11 protein-coding genes and 3 tRNA genes are annotated in these 16,898 nt (G+C 51.0%); 5 read left to right on the top strand and 9 right to left on the bottom strand.

Going from position 1 to position 16,898, the window contains the following annotated elements:
• Nucleotides 1-361: 361 nt before the first annotated feature.
• The 3 genes from tpiA to ybaK all read right to left on the bottom strand — a co-directional run bounded on the left by tpiA (nt 362) and on the right by ybaK (nt 3,110).
• Nucleotides 362-1,126: a triose-phosphate isomerase gene (gene tpiA / locus MXE41_RS10535; RefSeq protein WP_247100458.1), complete on the bottom strand. Its 765-nt coding sequence runs from the start codon at nt 1,124-1,126 to the stop codon at nt 362-364.
• Nucleotides 1,127-1,832: 706 nt separating this feature from the next.
• Complete coding sequence (locus MXE41_RS10530; protein WP_246977401.1) at nt 1,833-2,042, bottom strand: Nif11 family protein; 210 nt, start codon at nt 2,040-2,042, stop codon at nt 1,833-1,835.
• Nucleotides 2,043-2,558: 516 nt separating this feature from the next.
• Nucleotides 2,559-3,110, bottom strand: coding sequence for a Cys-tRNA(Pro) deacylase (ybaK, locus tag MXE41_RS10525; protein WP_247100457.1), 552 nt, complete (start codon nt 3,108-3,110; stop codon nt 2,559-2,561).
• A 419-nt stretch (nt 3,111-3,529) separates the two neighbouring features.
• Here ybaK and MXE41_RS10520 point away from each other — a divergent pair, with 419 nt between their 5' ends.
• The 5 genes from MXE41_RS10520 to MXE41_RS10500 all read left to right on the top strand — a co-directional run bounded on the left by MXE41_RS10520 (nt 3,530) and on the right by MXE41_RS10500 (nt 11,473).
• Entirely contained in the window at nt 3,530-4,342 is an 813-nt protein-coding gene (locus MXE41_RS10520; RefSeq protein WP_247100456.1) for an exodeoxyribonuclease III, read from the top strand.
• Nucleotides 4,343-4,943: 601 nt separating this feature from the next.
• Nucleotides 4,944-5,426, top strand: coding sequence for a GNAT family N-acetyltransferase (locus MXE41_RS10515; RefSeq protein ID WP_246977398.1), 483 nt, complete (start codon nt 4,944-4,946; stop codon nt 5,424-5,426).
• 1,734 nt (nt 5,427-7,160) lie between these two features.
• Nucleotides 7,161-8,273, top strand: a complete 1,113-nt coding sequence (aroG, locus tag MXE41_RS10510; RefSeq protein ID WP_246977397.1) for a 3-deoxy-7-phosphoheptulonate synthase AroG — start codon at nt 7,161-7,163, stop codon at nt 8,271-8,273.
• A 511-nt stretch (nt 8,274-8,784) separates the two neighbouring features.
• On the top strand, nt 8,785-10,017 hold the full coding sequence (gene serA / locus MXE41_RS10505; protein WP_246977396.1) for a phosphoglycerate dehydrogenase: 1,233 nt from the start codon (nt 8,785-8,787) through the stop codon (nt 10,015-10,017).
• A gap of 268 nt (nt 10,018-10,285) precedes the next feature.
• On the top strand, nt 10,286-11,473 hold the full coding sequence (locus MXE41_RS10500) for a hypothetical protein (RefSeq protein WP_247100455.1): 1,188 nt from the start codon (nt 10,286-10,288) through the stop codon (nt 11,471-11,473).
• Nucleotides 11,474-11,480: 7 nt separating this feature from the next.
• On the opposite strand, the gene MXE41_RS10495 is transcribed toward MXE41_RS10500, so the two are convergent.
• From MXE41_RS10495 to minD, 6 genes are all read right to left on the bottom strand, one after another.
• Nucleotides 11,481-11,753, bottom strand: a complete 273-nt coding sequence (locus MXE41_RS10495; RefSeq protein ID WP_247100454.1) for a hypothetical protein — start codon at nt 11,751-11,753, stop codon at nt 11,481-11,483.
• A gap of 459 nt (nt 11,754-12,212) precedes the next feature.
• Nucleotides 12,213-12,300 (bottom strand) — tRNA-Leu (locus MXE41_RS10490).
• An 847-nt stretch (nt 12,301-13,147) separates the two neighbouring features.
• A tRNA-Leu gene (locus tag MXE41_RS10485) sits at nt 13,148-13,235 on the bottom strand.
• Between the two features lie 857 nt (nt 13,236-14,092).
• Nucleotides 14,093-14,180, bottom strand: a tRNA-Leu gene (locus MXE41_RS10480).
• A 480-nt stretch (nt 14,181-14,660) separates the two neighbouring features.
• On the bottom strand, nt 14,661-15,029 hold the full coding sequence (gene minE, locus MXE41_RS10475; protein ID WP_246977394.1) for a cell division topological specificity factor MinE: 369 nt from the start codon (nt 15,027-15,029) through the stop codon (nt 14,661-14,663).
• 795 nt (nt 15,030-15,824) lie between these two features.
• Nucleotides 15,825-16,649, bottom strand: coding sequence for a septum site-determining protein MinD (gene minD / locus MXE41_RS10470; protein ID WP_246977447.1), 825 nt, complete (start codon nt 16,647-16,649; stop codon nt 15,825-15,827).
• Between the last annotated feature and the right edge of the window lie 249 nt (nt 16,650-16,898).

The raw sequence follows: 16,898 nt of genomic DNA, 5'->3' as shown, positions 1-16,898 counted from the left end.
AGCAGCTGTCGGAATGGATCCGGCAGGACAGTATGAGAGCCTGTGCATATTATGCTAAAGCTCAAATGTAAAAACTGTGGTTGAAACTTATTCTTTAGTTCCAAAAAATAATCTGAAGCATCAGCCTGGAGGTCACACTCAACCTGGGACAGCTTAACCATATCTGTCCATAAGACTCTCCTGCGTCAGCAGCAGCCGGCGCAAGCTGATTAGAAAGTCCTCACAATACCCTGCACACACGGATTTGAGGATTATGCTGCCACAGACAGCATGTGCCTGTAGCAGCTGAAATGCAGCTGATGATATGCCGCACTTATTACCGGGACTCAAGCCCGGAGCACTTACTGATAAGCCTTGGCTTTTAGGCGTTGGCAACAGCAGCAGCGATGATAGCGGAGAAGTCGTCAGCCTTTAAGGAAGCGCCGCCAACCAGGCCGCCGTCGATGTCCTTCTGAGCGAATAACTCTGGGGCAGTCTTGGCATTGCAGGAACCACCGTAGAGGATACGTACGCCGTCAGCAACTTCCTGAGAGAAGGTAGCCAGGTAAGCACGAATGTCAGCGTGAACCTTTTGAGCGATCTCAGGGGTAGCAGTCTTGCCGGTGCCGATAGCCCAGATTGGCTCGTAGGCGATAACAGCATTCTTGAAGGAATCGATGCCGCACAGATCGATAACTGCCTTTAACTCCTCACGAACAACGTCCATGGTTTTGCTGGCGTCGAACTCAGCCTCAGACTCACCAACGCATAATACTGGAATTAAGCCGTTCTGCTGAGCAGCCTGGTACTTCTGAGCAACGTAGTTGCTGCACTCCTTGTGGTACTCACGACGCTCGGAGTGACCAACGATGGCGTAGGTACAGCCGAACTCACGTAACATCACTGGGGAGTTCTCACCAGTATAGGCGCCGGAGGTGTGAATATCGCAGTCCTCTGAACCCCAGGCAAGCTTGGAGCCCTGGGCAAGGTTCTCAACCATGCCGATGAAAACGGCAGGGGCGCAAACGGCTACTTCAGCCTTACCGGCAGCGTTGTTTGCTGGCTCCTTTAAGGCATTTACTAAAGCAGTTACAGAATCCTTAGTGCCGTTGAGCTTCCAGTTACCCATTACGAGAGGAGTTCTCATGTCTTATCTCCAATAGTTAAGCAAATAACGAATCTGGCATCTACAAGCCGGCCCGCAGGATCAATATTCCTGGTAAGGCCGTTATTCCCGTGCTGTCTGATACAGAAAAGGATCAAGGCCTGCAGAGGCTGATCAGCTTGTTAGGGGTATGCCTGAACATGATCTGTGCTCAGTCTTTCATCACATGAAAGATTGTTGATGATACAAATGATCAGGTCAGGGGTCATTTTACACCTTTTTGAGGGCTGAAAAAAAGACAAAAAGGCGCCCCACTAAACATTATGGGGCCCCTTTTGGGGGCGTTGCTTAAGGCACGAAAGCCACCACTTGAAAGACACAAAGGCAAACAGCTTACAAAGGGCAGGTAAAACGTTTTCATCGACCCGCATCACTGTGTGCCTGGCACGCTCATGTTGCCCCGTAACAGTGCCTCCACACCATCAGCACCCGCTCTGCGCCAACATGGCACTCACTGCTCCAGGTAATGATGGCCCCAGACCACACCTGGACAAGACCTGGCACGCAAGACAGCTCAGTCACAGCCTGAGCATGAGCCTGAACCGGGTTCTCTGTCCCTGGCAGTAGCGACACATGCCATGTCATGGCCATATGAACGGCCGGAAACGACAGAAGCCATGACCGTATTGCGATCATGGCTTCTGATAAGGCATGCAATGCCAGAAACACAGCTGTGTTCAGAGTTGGCTTACTCAGCCTTTTCACCCTGCTGAATAGCGCGGGCACAGGCAGCTACGTCCTCAAGCTCCTGGAGGGTGAACTCAAAGCCGTGCTTCTTGCCCAGAGCAACCAGGTTCTCACGGAACTTGTCATCGGCACGGATAGACTCAAATTCCTTGGTCAGTTCTTCGTTCTTGTCAAGGCTGGTAAACAGATCATTAATAGCCTGAATGCTCATAAAAACTCCTTATCGCCGCAGCGAAAAATGATTAAACGGAGCCCTGTATTTGCAGGGCATGGCCTGCATCATAACACTGATCGCACCGCGATATAAACACAAAGGCGGCACTGTTAAGCCTTTGTCTGTGCTGTCAAAGACCACGTTCAGGCTCCTGTAAATGCCGATTGGTCCGCCCCTTACGTGCAACTGCCACAAGCACTTTATCCCTTAAAAGCTCACAGGCCGGGCTGTCGGACATAGCCGCCAGTTCATTGCCGCCAGTTCATTGTCGCCAGTTCCTGGCCTCAATTGCCGCTCTGCAGGCATGCCCCTGTGAGAACACAGGGACATGCATCTGCCATGCAGCTGTGATCAGAAGCCCATGCAGCTGCTATGCAGCTGCGCTCAGAAGGTCATGCAGATGACATTGACCTGACCGTCAGGCAGTCTCGCGGCGCCGCCTGAGGCTGATGCACAGGCATAGTATGCCTGCAGGCTAAGAATCAGAGGCATTGGCAGAGGCAGCCGGGACGGTCAGGCTGTTTTTTCCAGCACATCGCCCGTGATGGCGTCGAGCAGTCTTATCAGATCCTCCGGTCTGATACCAACCGACATGCCGCGTTTGCCTGCTGAGACCAGTATTTCATCCTGTCCAAGAGCTGAGGAGTCCAGAATGGTAACAGTGCGACGCTTCTGGCCAAAAGGGCTGATTCCGCCAACCACATAGCCGGTGACACGCTGCGCAGTCTGGGGATCAGTGGTCTCAAGGTCCTTGAGCTTTGCAGTGCGGGCGGCGGCCTTGAGGGAGATTCTTCCTGATACCGGAACAATGCAGGTCACATATGTTTTGTCATGATGGAGGATGATAGTTTTGAAGACCTTATGCTCATCCATGTTAAGGGCCTGAGCAGCATGGCGGCCAAAGTCATGATTGTCGCTGACATACTCATATTCTTTAAAAGAGATTTTGTTTTTGACCAGAAAGTCCAGAGCCGGTGTTTTCACAGAATTGTCTCCATTGCAGGCCTTACCCGGAAATGGTGTCTGAGGCACTTCTGAGTATGGCTGTGAGCTGATAAGGCTCATTATATGTCCGTATTAGACATACCGTAACCTCACTGATGTACTCCACCGTCTGCAGCTGTGTCTTCAGTGGGGCGCCGGGGCTGTTACCGGAGGTTTGGGATTATGGTGACAAATCAGAGCAGGATGGAGGTAGTGGCGGCGATTTTTGCGGCCTTTGTGGCAGGTATGATAGATATTTTTTTGCACCATGGTGACTGCTGTGAGATCAGTCATGTTTTGCCTGGTATGATATGCGCGATCTGAACCGGTATATGTCATGAACTTTGGCTGTTAGCGGTGCAGAGCGTACAGATAACACATGCAGACACAGACAGTGAGCCACTGGCACGACATCATTACAGGTATTGATGCACGTTTTCATCAGGCAGCACTTGCTGTGTTCCGTACACATTACAGTGTCATTGAAGTCAGGGGGACTGATGGAAATAAAGCTTGCTTCTTGGAATGTCAACGGCATTCGTGCAGTGGCTGCCAAGCCTGAATGGCAGGAGTGGTTTGCTCAGGATAAGTATGATGTCATTGGACTTCAGGAAACCAAGGCTGAAAAAGAGCAGATCCCTGAAGCTATTGTCAATAAAGAGGGCTATGAGAGCTTCTTTGCCAGCTCCAAGGTCAAGAAGGGTTACTCCGGCACTGCCGTATTTTCCCGTATCAAGCCGTTATCTGTAGAGATTGAGTTGCCTGATCCTGAGTTTCAGGGTGAGGGCCGTATTGTCCACCTTGAGTTTGAGAAGTTCCACTTCTTCAACGGCTACTTCCCAAATGGTGGCGCCGAGGTTTTAGATGAGAATGGTAAGCCTATCAAAGGAGAGTTTAAGCGAGTCCCGTATAAAATGGGTTTCTTTGATAGTTTCTTTAAGTATGCTCAGGAACTGCGCAAGAGCAAGCCTATTGTTGTGTGCGGCGATTTTAATATTGCACACCATGAGATAGACCTTGCCCGTCCAAAGACAAACAAGAATACTACCGGATTCCTGCAGATTGAGCGTGACTTCCTCGACATGTTCACCTCAGCAGGCTATGTCGACACTTTCCGCCACATCAAAGGAAATGAGGAAGGTCATTATTCATGGTGGTCCTACAAGATGCAGGCCCGCGCCAAGAACGTAGGATGGAGAATCGATTACTTCTTCGTCTCCGATGAGCTTAAGGACTGCATCAAGGACGCCTCCATTGAAAAGGATGTCTTTGGTTCCGACCACTGCCCGGTCAACCTGACCCTCGAGCTGTAACAGCTGTAAGAGCAGCTGAAGCATCAGCAGGCTGATGGCAAAGTGGCCGCAGGTTCACGCTGCATAACACGGGGCGCTGTTCTCTTTGAGGACAGCGCCCCGTGCCGTTTCAGGCCCACAGCACCAGATGCCCTGCAGGCAGCCGGGCTACCTGCTGCATCCGGCTGTCATGTCATGCTGGCTGGAGTGGCGGGACCGCCTGAACCTGAGTCCTGCTGCCCGTCAGTCTGCCTGCAGGTCAGCCTGGCCATGGCCTGAACCCATGCGCTTAACCACGCACATGGCTGCGCCATGCTCTGCCCCGCCGCAGAGCCAGACCTTGGCTGCTTTGCTCAAGATGGCCTCTGCCTGAGAGGCCTTAAGGCCCGCCTTAGCCGTTTATTCTTATGAGGCTTCACCGTGGACCATTGTGAGCTGACTGGCTGGTATTCAGTATGGAAAGCTCAGGCGGGCAGGGATATGACGCAGATAACACTTTTGTAATTATGCAACTGTGGTGCGATATCAGCATCCTGGCTTTGGGAGTAAGATAGGAGTAAGGACCGGACGGCTTTCATGCTGTTGCGGATTTGTTAACCGGGTCAACTGACAGGAGTTAATTATGGCTGATAAGACTTACCGTTTTGCCACTGTTGAAGATGTGCCTCTTATCCTTAAATTCATCAAGGATCTGGCTCATTTTGAGCACCTCGAAGGCGAGGTTTCCGCAACTCCTGAGCTGCTCACCGAATGGCTTTTTGACCGCAAGGTAGCTGATGTTATCTTTGCACTGGACTCCAACGAAAACGAAGTGGGCTTTGCGCTCTTCTTCTACAACTTCTCCACTTTCCTTGGCAAGGGCGGTATCTACCTTGAGGATCTCTTTGTAATCCCTGAGTACCGCAAGCTGGGCTATGGCAAGTTCCTGCTGCACTCTCTGGCTCAGATTGCCCTGTCCCGTAACTGTGGCCGTCTGGAGCTGGCATGTCTGGACTGGAACACCAATGCCATTAACTTCTACACCAAACTTGGCTGCAAGGTTATGGATGACTGGACCACCTACCGCTTCTCTGGTGAGTCCCTGATGAACCTCGCCAATGTTTAATGGCAGACAGCTAAAGTCTGATGTCTGAATTATTATGTCTGATAGCTGCTCGCGTCAGGTCAGCGCTGACAGACGCAGTATAAAGCTCAGCTGAGCAGCAGCGACGAAAAGGTGCCATGCTGTCGTAACAGCGTAATACACCAGTCCGCACACCATGCCAGGCCGCGCCATACCATGCCATGTCACAGCCGGGCCGTCCTGAGGTGCGACCGGGCCCGGCACTAAAAAATACCGCCCCTGAACTGTACATGCAGTAACAGGGGCGGTATTTTTTTTGCCTGTTGCTTGTCAAAACAGCATAAATATGGGCGTTATCATGTGTTTGATAGATACATAAAGCAGGCAAAGAAAAAGGACCATGATGGTCCCGCAAGTGCTGGTCAGAGTCTGTAGAGACTGCCTTGATAAAGCTGATATACAGGCCATATTTATTTTGCAGGGCCCATAAAATTTTAAAGCTGCAGCCAGAATCCGCATTCCGAACTGCAGCCCAAGTGCTTCAGGTAAATTGTATCAATACCGTTTGTGCTATGCAAGTACACAGCTGATTCTTTTTCATATACCTGTAATTTTGTTTCCCGGGCCGCGCAAAGGCATATTGACAGGTGTCGATGCCACGGGGCTGGACAGCATATATGTATCTGTCTCCAGGGGAAAATGCAGCCCCCAAAGCTACTGCGATCTTGATGAACAGCATGAAGCTGATGCGCTGAGTGTACCGTGTCAGCACACATGTGGGCATGTCAATGCATTTTCGGACATTGCAGCTTGCTGCCTCCTGCCAGTGCCTGTGCCAGGACCAGAGGCTGAGCTGCTGCGGTTCCAGGACCAGAGGCTGAGCTGCTGCGCCAGTGCCGCTGGAGAAGAGAGGAGTACACCGCCTGAGGGACGGGAGGGGCGCTCAGTATTGCCAGGGCACAGTGATGTGGGGGCTGCACGGTCGCATTGTTGTGGTGCACTTTGTGGCCGTGCATGGTTATGGTACGTGATTTGTGCGTCAAAAAGGTGCGATAAAGGGGCCTGGTCATGGCTAAATAGGGCGGGCGGCTTGTTACTTTCAGATCATGGTCATACAATGGATACATATTCTGCAGAGCACAACTGTCACTGTTCTCCAAAAACCAGTAGTGTTTCCAAAGCATTGAGGACGGTACAGGTAACTGTGCAGATATTTCTGATCAGCTCCTGTCATGTCAGGCTGACTGTCAAACAGCAACATAATGGTGCTCATCGGGCCTTTTATGGGCCTTTGTTTTTTCTGCAGCACCAGTGCACAGTGCTCCCGGAGCCGGGAACAGTGCAGACAGCAGTCCCGGACAGGCGTTAACTGCCAGTATCCAGGAAACTGAGGGCGGCCCGTCAGGGCCATAATCTTTCCTTGTAACAAATCATTGGAAAGTTGAGTAAGGCTGTATCAGAAGTGACGACGACAAGGCCATTGAGGCTGCAATACTCTCCTGATTCTCTTTGAGAGCATGCAGGGAGCCCTGGTGGTCAGTAATCCAATCAGACTAAAAGGCATGGCCCGGACCGTTTTTGCGGAAAGGACCTGAATAACAGATGAAAGCACGCAATCTTAATAATTTGCCTGCCGCTGCACACTGCAGTCGCAGATCAGACGTTATCTCAATGAACAACGGTGTCGCTGACACTGGCCGATTTAGCTTTGGATCCGCTGCTCGTTATCACTACTGGTATTACTTTAACTACAACTACTAATAAGGCGTTTTAACCATGAACCTGATTAATGAACCAATGATTCCACAGCCTCCTCTCTACCGCGACGGCATCGTGGATACAAGGATAAATAACGTGTTACCTTTACTTCCACCAGTGGCTATTATCGAAAAGTTCCCTACCACTGAGTCAGCTGACCAGCTCGTATTTAATACCCGTAACAACATTCACAATATCATGCGCGGTCAGGATGACCGTCTTGTAGTCATTACCGGCCCTTGCTCCATTCACGATCCTGTAGCTGCCATTGACTACGCTCAGCGCCTGCTGCCATTACGTCAGAAGTACGCCGATCAGCTCGAAGTTATCATGCGCGTATACTTCGAGAAGCCTAGAACTACTGTGGGCTGGAAGGGTCTTATCAACGATCCTCGTATGGACAGCTCCTTTGATATCAACAACGGCCTGCGTATTGCCCGCAAGCTGCTGGTAGATGTCAATGCCATGGGCGTTCCTGCAGCTACCGAGTTCCTCGACATGATCTCTCCTCAGTACATTGATGAGCTGATCTCATGGGGTGCTATCGGTGCCCGTACCACCGAGTCACAGATTCACCGTGAGCTGTCCTCAGGCATGTCATGCCCTATAGGCTTTAAGAATGCCACCGATGGTTCCACCCGCATTGCTGTAGATGCTGTTGTTGCAGCCCAGCACGAACATACCTTCATGACTGTTACCAAGATGGGTCACGTAGCTATCGCTCATACCCGTGGTAACGATGACTGTCACATCATTCTGCGCGGCGGCAAGGAGCCAAACTACCACTCAGTAGCCGTAGCTCAGGCCTGCGAGCTGTTAAAGGCTGCAAAGCTGCCAGAGTCCGTGATGATCGACTTCTCACACTCTAACAGCTCCAAGCAGTTCAAGAAGCAGCTTGATGTCTGCCATGATGTTGCTACCCAGATTTCTTCCGGTTCCAACAAGATTTTCGGCGTAATGATCGAAAGCAACATTGTTGAGGGCCGTCAGGATCTGTGCGAAGACCTGTCCAAGCTCGTATACGGCCAGTCTGTAACTGACGCCTGCGTAGGCTTTGAAGATACCGAAGCCATGCTTGCCGAGCTTAACGAGGCCGTGCTGGCACGCCGTGCCCGTAACAAAGCACAGTAGGGGCAGCCCCCTCAGGTATTAAGGGGATGATGTCGGTGAGCATCACTCTTCTATGCCTGTCCTTTTAGTCGAACACTCATAAGCCTGACTTTGACCAAGCCAGGCTTATATAGTTTTTGGGCCCCCACAATCGTTTGTATGCACGCTGGGCAGGCTGCAAAAAGCCCTGAAAAACAGCCTTTACGCAGTGCATACGGCACGCCACGGCAGGTAAGCAGCACAGCTGCTCTGCAGCACTGATGGTCGCTGCAGCCAGTGACGCAGTACAGCTGCTCTGCAGCACCGCCGATTGTTGGTGCAGCAGCACCTGCTGCAGTCAGTTTCAGGAGCTGTCCAAAGGGTTACAGATATTACCGGTCAGTACTTATTTACATTGATAATTTGCTAGACTGACTACTGATTTTCACAGAGCCCGTACATGGCTGCACAGTCAGGGCGGGCAAGAGAAACAATTCAGCCCCTTCATGGCTGTCAGGCCAGAGGGAGATAACACGGCATTAGAGAGGAACACATGCAGGCTTTATCACTGGAGAAAGACAAGATTAAGATCCTGCTTCTGGAAGGCGTAGACCCAAGTGCGGTTGATACCTTTAAGAAAGCCGGCTACAACAATGTTGAGTATGACAAGAAGGCCTACGATGGTCAGGAGCTGCTCGACAAGATTGCCAATGTCCACTTCATTGGCATCCGCTCCCGTACTCAGCTGACCAGGGAGGTTCTGGAGCACGCGCGTCGTCTTGTCGGTATCGGCTGTTTCTGTATCGGTACCAATCAGGTAGACCTTGAGACTGCTGCCAGCCTCGGTATTCCTGTATTCAATGCTCCTTTTTCCAATACCCGCTCTGTAGCTGAGCTGGTAACAGGCGAGTATCTCCAGCTGTTACGTGATGTTCCTGCCCGTAATGCCCTGCTGCACCGTGGTGGCTGGAACAAGGTTGCACACGGCTGTTTCGAGGCCCGTGGCAAGACCCTCGGTATCATCGGTTACGGTCACATTGGTACTCAGGTAGGCATTATCGCTGAAGGCCTCGGTCTTTCCGTTATCTACTACGATATCGAGAACAAGCTCAGCCTTGGCAATGCCCGTCAGGTTGATACCATTGATGAGCTCTTTGCTCAGGCCGACATCGTTACTCTGCATGTTCCAGAAACCGATGACACAAAGAACATGATTGATGCCAGTGCCTTTGCCCGCATGAAGGATGGCGTGTTCTTCGTCAATGCCGCACGTGGCACTGTAGTTGATGTTGATGCCCTTGCTGATGCCCTGCGCTCCAAAAAGGTAGCCGGTGCTGCTGTTGACGTATTCCCTGTTGAGCCTGCATCCAATAACGATGAGTTCAAGTCACCGCTGCGTGAGTTTGACAATGTCATTCTCACTCCTCATATTGGCGCTGCTACTGAGGAAGCTCAGTGCAACATCGGTATTGAGGTGGCCCAGAAGCTTGCTCTGTACTCTGATAATGGTTCCACCCTGACTGCAGTAAACTTCCCTGAGGTTTCTCTGCCAGCCAAGCGTACCTCTGTATCCCGTCTGCTGCACGTGCACAAGAACATACCGGGCATCATGCAGAAGATTAACGAAGTCTTCGCCAGCCAGAACATCAACCTTGCGGCACAGTACTTGCAAACAAGTGGTGATGTAGGTTACGTAGTGATGGATATTCACTCAGAAACCCCTGAGACCATTGTTCCATTACTCAAGGAAATTCCAGGTACTCTCAAGTGCCGTATCCTGTTCTAAGCTGATATCTACGGGCTTTAAATCCCATCTGTCAGATAACAGGTCCTTTCCTGCAAAAGCGCTGCCCTCACAGGACACTACGACCGGCCATGGTGAAATGTTAATTTCACAACAGCGTGTCTGTAGCTGTCAAAAAACTGTGAACAGCGCTTTTGGCATATCTGCACCGCTGGTCCTGATGTGACCGCTGTTGTGAGCTGATCAGTACAGCTTAGCGGCAGCAGAGTAACCCCAGGATTTTGTAGATTATCCAGAGTGAAGCTGCGCCATGCTCAACAGATTTAGTAAACTTTCATCCACATCACTGGCCCTGCTGGTCAGTGGTTTTCTGGGCTTTGTTGCTGCTCCGGTCCATGCCGCTGATCCTCAGGTATCAGACGCCAACCGCTGGCAGTTTACTGAGGATCCTGAGTACAGCTATAACAAGGGTTCGGCCTCCAAGCTTATCAGCATCAAGGAAGCCGTACTGCACCATACTCTGGGCATCAAGATTAACCGCAGCATGATTGACAGCTTTACTTTCAAGGTAGGCTGTATGCTGCAGAATCCAACTCCCCTGATGGAGCTGAGAGTCAACAGCCTCGATATCCGTCTGTTTGACTCAGTCAATGATTTCGTATTTGCCCGTTTCGTTGTCGACAAGGGTCAGGAATACTCCCTGCGCGGCGACCTTGCTGGCCGTAACCGTATTCTTTTCGCTCCTCTTACAGAAAATCAGGAGCGCTCCTTAAGTGATCTTTTCCTGCAGATGCGTGAGGGTGGCACCCTCAAGATTGCTCTGCTGCAGGGTGCAACAGCCAAGGTTCGTGTTTACGAAGTTCCTCTGGCCGGTTTTATGGAGCACTCAGATGCTCTCGTGCAGAGCTGTCAGAATTACAACCGTGCATGGCGTGGTGAGCGTACTTATCTGCCTGACTATATGGGCCGTGAGCCGGAGGGCTATGCACCTAAGGACTACAACCTCAAGGAAGATGAGGAAGAGGTCATCGATCCAAACGCTCCTAAGCCAGTAGTGGTTGAGGAGACAGTTAAGGAAGAAAAGCCTGAAAAGGCTCCTCCACCTGAGGTTATGCCATTTGCTCCAGGCGGCGGTCCAGCCAGCATTGGCCCTGATGGTCGTCCTGTCGGCGCTTCAGGTGGTGTGAACACCGGTACCGCAGGCGCAGCCGTTGACAAGTCTCTTGGTAATGCAACAGGTCCAATGCAGATAGGCCCTGATGGCCGTCCAGTCCAGCAACCTGCCCAGCAGCCAGCCCAGCAGGGCGCCGCACCGGCACCTGCACCTGCACCTGCACCAGCCCCGGAACAGGCTCCAGCTCAGCAGCCAGGTCAGCAGCCAGGCCAGCAGCCAGGCCAGCAGCCAGGCCAGCAGCCAGGTCAGCAGCCAGGTCAGCAGAGCCCACAGCCGGCAGGTAACAACGCTGCAGGCGATCCAGGCGCCATGGACATTTTCTAATCCGAGCTTAAAGCATTCCAAAACAAAGGGTCACCGAAAGGTGACCTTTTGCTTTATGGAGAGCACACTTTGAACTGACCAGCCAGGCAAGCAGGCAGTCGGCCAGCAATGCAGTCAGCCTGGCAGAAGGCCTGCAATGCAGCCAGTCTGCAGGCAATGCAGCGAGGCTGCCTGCCCGTAGCCGCTTATCAGACACCAGGCAGCCGGGGCTGCTTATGCGGCTAAGCTGCATGTCCTTATACTTGAAGATGAAGCGCAGCATGCAGCCTTGCCATAGCATTGCTCCTGGTCAATGCTGCAGCGTATTTACTGTCTGAGATGCCATGATCAGCATGGGCCTGCAGGGGCGTTTAGAACAGGGGATTTGTTACGTTCTGAGATGGTCCTTGAACGTGACCTTTCGACAGGCAGTGAGCCTGATTTTTTGACAGGCAGTGCGTGACTGAACTATTGCAGGCAGGAGGATTGTTACTGAACCTTAAGATGCACTGGTTGATGTCTATGACGGGCGCTTAAGGGAATTCAGGACAGATGCTGGTAAGGATATGAGTGCTGGCCCAGAAATCCGTACAGCGCAATGATGGAGCTGCTAAGCAGGATAGAAGTCAGTTGGGGTCGAGGGCTTTAGCTTTAATGGGAGAGGAATGGCTGTAAGAGCCGAGAGGGCGGCAGCTGGAGCTGGTGCCGTGATTTTGCGGGACGTATAAACGAAAAAAGATGCCTGAAGCATCTTTTAGGGTGGTGCCCAGAGCCGGGGTCGAACCGGCACGGATGTTTAGTCCGAGGGATTTTAAGTCCCTTGTGTCTACCAATTTCACCATCTGGGCTTAATCTTTTGCTGTCGGTCGTGACTGACAACGCAGACCATTATAGTGATTATTTAACTTCATGCAAGCATTTTTTAAAAAATTAACCAAAATTTAAGCAAATAACCCCACAGTTGTGGGCTGCTCTTTGCGCGATTGAGCAAATTGGGCTATTCATACCGGCAGGCATGGCAGAATCACTCCTAGTCACTCATTGCAGAAGCTTGCTTTATCGCTCAGATGAGCTGGCGCCAAACCCCTGCATCCGCAGGGGAGCTGACTTTTATGACTGCAAGTTGTCAGGCCCCCGGGACGATTGGCTGTCCTGGGCTGGAGGTAGAGTCTGGTGCTGAGTTCTGGTGAGTATTTGTGCGGAGGTATACCTACTGAGACTCATGTAGTTCAGGTCGGCCAGACTTACGGAAAGCCAGTTCTTAAACTAAAGCTATCCCTGTTTTCTTGAAGATATCTTTGTTCAGGCAGCCATGATTCAGGCTGCACAGTCGACAGCTGTAAAGACAGATATCAGGTAAATAGCTGCTATGTGAAGGGTCGAGATGTGACTGTATGTGACTGCATTGGACTGTACTGGATGGGATGAAGTAGTAATGGATTGGATGCAGCAGGATTGAGTCGGAAAGGATAGGAAAGGATGGGATGAGATTGTATGGTATTGGATGAGATGGGATGGGATGGGATGGGATTAGGTCCGAAAGAAGGGGATGAGGCGAGATGGGGACAGTCTGGCCAGGCCCGGCCACATCAGGCCATGTCTGCCCAAATCCGGTCAGAGCTGCTCAGGGGATGGGGATTGTAGTTTACAGGGGCCATAAACGAAAAAAGATGCCCTAAAGCATCTTCTTGAGAGTGGTGCCCAGAGCCGGGGTCGAACCGGCACGGATGTTTAGTCCGAGGGATTTTAAGTCCCTTGTGTCTACCAATTTCACCATCTGGGCAAAACTCTGATGTTGTCTGGTCGCCGACAACGCACCTAATTATAGAGATTATTGGCCGCTGTGCAAGTGTTTTTTTGAGCGAAAGGCCAACTGTCATCAGACTGCCAGATTCCAGGCAGGATTGCTTAGTACTTATGTGTTTTATAGTGCAACTGCAGATGCCTCGGCATACGGGTAAAAGGCGATGAGCTTATGAGCAGCTTATGAACATGGCAGCTCACTGCATACATCAGTCACGCCATTACGGGCTGCTGTGCAACCTTTTAAGGCTATGCTTACTGGGGCTGCACTTTGCAGGTAAGGCACAGCACTATGGCAGTACTTTATACCCCTGCGCGTTGCCGCCCTGGTGGAGACGTTTGGACATAAGGAGGCCTGACGGGGCGGCCTGATGAGGTCAGGTACAAGGTCAATACACTGCACTGCATGGCACCAGGACTGCACTTTGGCATGACCGTACTCGAGCATGACTGCACTTTGGCATGACCGTACTCGAGCATGACTGCACTTCATAATGGCTGCACTCAAGCATGACTGCACTTCGTAATGGCTGCACTCAAGCATGACTGCACTTCATTATGACTGCACCTCAGCATGACCCCACAGCAAGATGAAATTGCGGCGGCATGGCTGCATTGCAGGTACTGGTGGTCTTGATTAGGTAATCTGCAGGCAGGGCAGCTGCATGCTGGAAGGTGTATGTGATTTGGTGGGCTTTGATTGCAGGGAAAGGGTAGAAAGGGCCTGATTGGGGCTTAGACCTGGAGTTGCTGAAAGCTTGGCAAGATGGGGCCTGAGCGGCCTGTTTTTTGGCAGGGCTAAAATGAAAAAAGATGCCTGAAGCATCTTTTTTGGAGTGGTGCCCAGAGCCGGGGTCGAACCGGCACGGATGTTTAGTCCGAGGGATTTTAAGTCCCTTGTGTCTACCAATTTCACCATCTGGGCATAATTTGTTGTCTGGTCGCCGACAACGGTGCACATTATAAGGATTTCACTGGCGCAATCAAGGTCTTTTTTAAAATAAATGTAAACAGCAGGTCAAAATCTGACTTTTCGGCTGCCATGAAAACAGCTTTATTATCGATGTATTTATATTTATCTATATAAATGACGGTATAACCGACTAAAGGCTGAATATGGTCAGATACGTGAGTGTATTAAGGTTATTCAGTTATGAATGATGCAGTGACAGGTGGGCTGGAAACTGTAGACAGGCGCTCTCTATTTGTAGATTTTCACCTGTAGCGTGGGAGGATGACATTCCGGGGCAGGTGCCCCGGGATGACATCAAAAGCATCTGCTTCAGTACAGGCATAAGACGGTGCTGACATAAGGCATTTCCGCCCTTATGCAGCCTGTCATGCTGTGACTGAGCACAGCAGAGCCGGTTGATGGCTGAGCTGGAGTTTCAGCCAGCATGGCGGCTTACTGCTGGATATTCTGACCTTCCTCTTCACGTGGCTCTTCGCCATCGCTTTCTGGGGCGGAGCGGTTGGTCATGGCGTTCTCAAGAGAAATGGACATCTCAAGAATGTGGGCGTCCATCGTGTTCTCGTACTTGATCTCTACGTCCTGAATGTCGACCAGAGGTACGTACTTCTTGATCACTTCCATTATCTCCATCCTCAGCTGAGGAAAAAAATCTGGACAGTTTGTACCTGCTCGATCATTTACAAGAAGTACATGCAGACGGTTTTTGGCGGCCTGCGCTGTGCCAGTTGGCTGTGCAGCCGGCTTGCCTGCAGATGAGGACGTTGAAGAAATAGCTGACTTAATCAGATTAAGGAAAGACATTGTTGCTTGTCCTGTGAATTTTCTGAGCAAATTGTGAACATTGCACTGCGCCTTACTGTCTCTACTGTCCCTTGCGGGACTTAATTACGGGCATAACAGCAATGAAATTATGTTCGGGCTTACCCATGGGGCGGCTGTCACACAAAGATCCCTGTCAGTAACCGTGGCTCTGAAAGACTTACCCTCACCTTCAGATACAGTTCGTAAGCTTATAACGCCTGTGTTCTGACGGTTCTGGTCTGAGCACTGTGTGACTTTACTGTTACTTATTTCAGTATCTGCATGTCATGTGCTCAACCTGATTTTGCCTGAGAGCCGCTGATTGTACGGCCAGTCGGGCATGTAAAAGTTCAGGTTAGGGCACATATGCCACTTGTCTGCATTTGTCATCGCCATCGCTATGGCCTTTTCCTGTGCCTCAGGTACCGGCCTTGCAGCCAGTGAAAGGGCACTGGTATGGTTTCATGCATCTGGCTCATGCTTGATCCTGCCTTGCAGACTCACAGCTGTTTTGTCAGCAACTGCTGAAATATGAAGCTCTTATGAGCTGATTTCCGTGCTAATGCCTGCTGCATTATCGGGCTCAGTGTGAGAGCCTCTGGCTGTCGGTACAGGCATAGTCGTTCACTGAAGAACAGGCTGCGGGTAAACAGTCAGCCCATAGTTTCAGTTTCTGTAGCTGGCGCAACTGAGTATGCACGTGCATGAACGGGATACTGATAAAGGGCAGATTAAGAACCGGGCTTAATGATGCCCATGGCAGAGTATTTACTGCCCAGGGGTGTAAGCCGTGGCTTATTTACCTAAAAGCTTCTTGAAAAATGATTTCTTTTCGGTAGTAAAGCGCATTGGGACTTCATTACCCAGAATACGGTCAACAGTGTCCTGATAGGCCTGACCGGCGTTGCTCTTCTTGTCCATGATGATGGTTACACCACTGTTGGAGGCAGTAAGAACCTCTGCAGACTCAGGGATTACACCCAGCAGCTGGATGGTAAGCAGTTCCTGAATGCTCTCCAGTGACAGCATTTCCTCACGGGCAACTCGCTCAGGGTCGTAGCGGGTCAGCAGCAGCTTAGGAATTACCGGATCCCAGCTGTTTACAGCGCGACGTGACTTGGCGTCGATAATGCCAATGATGCGGTCAGAGTCACGTACTGAGGAAACCTCAGGGTTGGTGGTGATGATCGCTTCATCAGCATAGTACAGGGCAATCAGCGCACCGGCTTCAATGCCTGCCGGGCTGTCACAGATAATGTACTCAAAGCCCATCTCTGACAGCTCAAGAAGAATCTTGCCTACGCCTTCGTAGCTCAGGCTGTCCTTATCCTTGGTCTGGGAGGCAGCAAGAATACGCAGATTGTCTGAGTGCTTGTCCTTAATAAGAGCCTGGTTGAGGGTAGCATCACCATGCAGTACGTTGATCAGGTCATAAACTACACGGCGCTCACAGCCCATAATCAGGTCAAGATTACGCAGACCGACGTCAAAGTCGATAACTACTGTCTTGTGACCCTTTAAGGCCAGACCGGTGGAGATAGCGGCTGCAGAGGTTGTCTTGCCTACGCCACCCTTGCCTGATGTTACAACGATGATCTTGGCCTTGAATTTCTCGTTAATTGGGACATCGTCCTGGTTAGACACTCTCTGGGTCTCCTTCTTCCTGGTAGTGCGGGCTGTTCCGCGAGCAGCAGTCTTTTTGGCCGGAGTTGCCTTCTTTGCTGCAGGAGCTTTTGTTTCAGCCTCTACTTTGTTCTGGTCATCTTCAGATGAGTCATCATTTTCGGCTGAATCATCTTTTTCTGTCTTTGCAGACCTGGCTGCTCTGGCAGATCCCTTTTTGTTATCTGCATTCTTGCTCTTGGACTT

This window comes from Anaerobiospirillum sp. NML120449 (assembly GCF_023051105.1).
Classification (GTDB): Bacteria; Pseudomonadota; Gammaproteobacteria; order Enterobacterales; family Succinivibrionaceae; genus Anaerobiospirillum.
This window is presented reverse-complemented; position numbering and strand designations above follow the sequence as displayed.

Excerpts from the sequence above, each read along its gene's own strand:
- tpiA (WP_247100458.1), bottom strand. The coding sequence starts at position 1,126 with ATGAGAACTCCTCTCGTAATGGGTAACTGGAAGCTCAACGGCACTAAG.
- MXE41_RS10530 (WP_246977401.1), bottom strand. The coding sequence starts at position 2,042 with ATGAGCATTCAGGCTATTAATGATCTGTTTACCAGCCTTGACAAGAAC.
- ybaK (WP_247100457.1), bottom strand. The coding sequence starts at position 3,110 with ATGAGCCTTATCAGCTCACAGCCATACTCAGAAGTGCCTCAGACACCA.
- MXE41_RS10520 (WP_247100456.1), top strand. The coding sequence starts at position 3,530 with ATGGAAATAAAGCTTGCTTCTTGGAATGTCAACGGCATTCGTGCAGTG.
- MXE41_RS10515 (WP_246977398.1), top strand. The coding sequence starts at position 4,944 with ATGGCTGATAAGACTTACCGTTTTGCCACTGTTGAAGATGTGCCTCTT.
- aroG (WP_246977397.1), top strand. The coding sequence starts at position 7,161 with ATGAACCTGATTAATGAACCAATGATTCCACAGCCTCCTCTCTACCGC.
- serA (WP_246977396.1), top strand. The coding sequence starts at position 8,785 with ATGCAGGCTTTATCACTGGAGAAAGACAAGATTAAGATCCTGCTTCTG.
- MXE41_RS10500 (WP_247100455.1), top strand. The coding sequence starts at position 10,286 with ATGCTCAACAGATTTAGTAAACTTTCATCCACATCACTGGCCCTGCTG.
- MXE41_RS10495 (WP_247100454.1), bottom strand. The coding sequence starts at position 11,753 with ATGCTATGGCAAGGCTGCATGCTGCGCTTCATCTTCAAGTATAAGGAC.
- minE (WP_246977394.1), bottom strand. The coding sequence starts at position 15,029 with ATGTCTTTCCTTAATCTGATTAAGTCAGCTATTTCTTCAACGTCCTCA.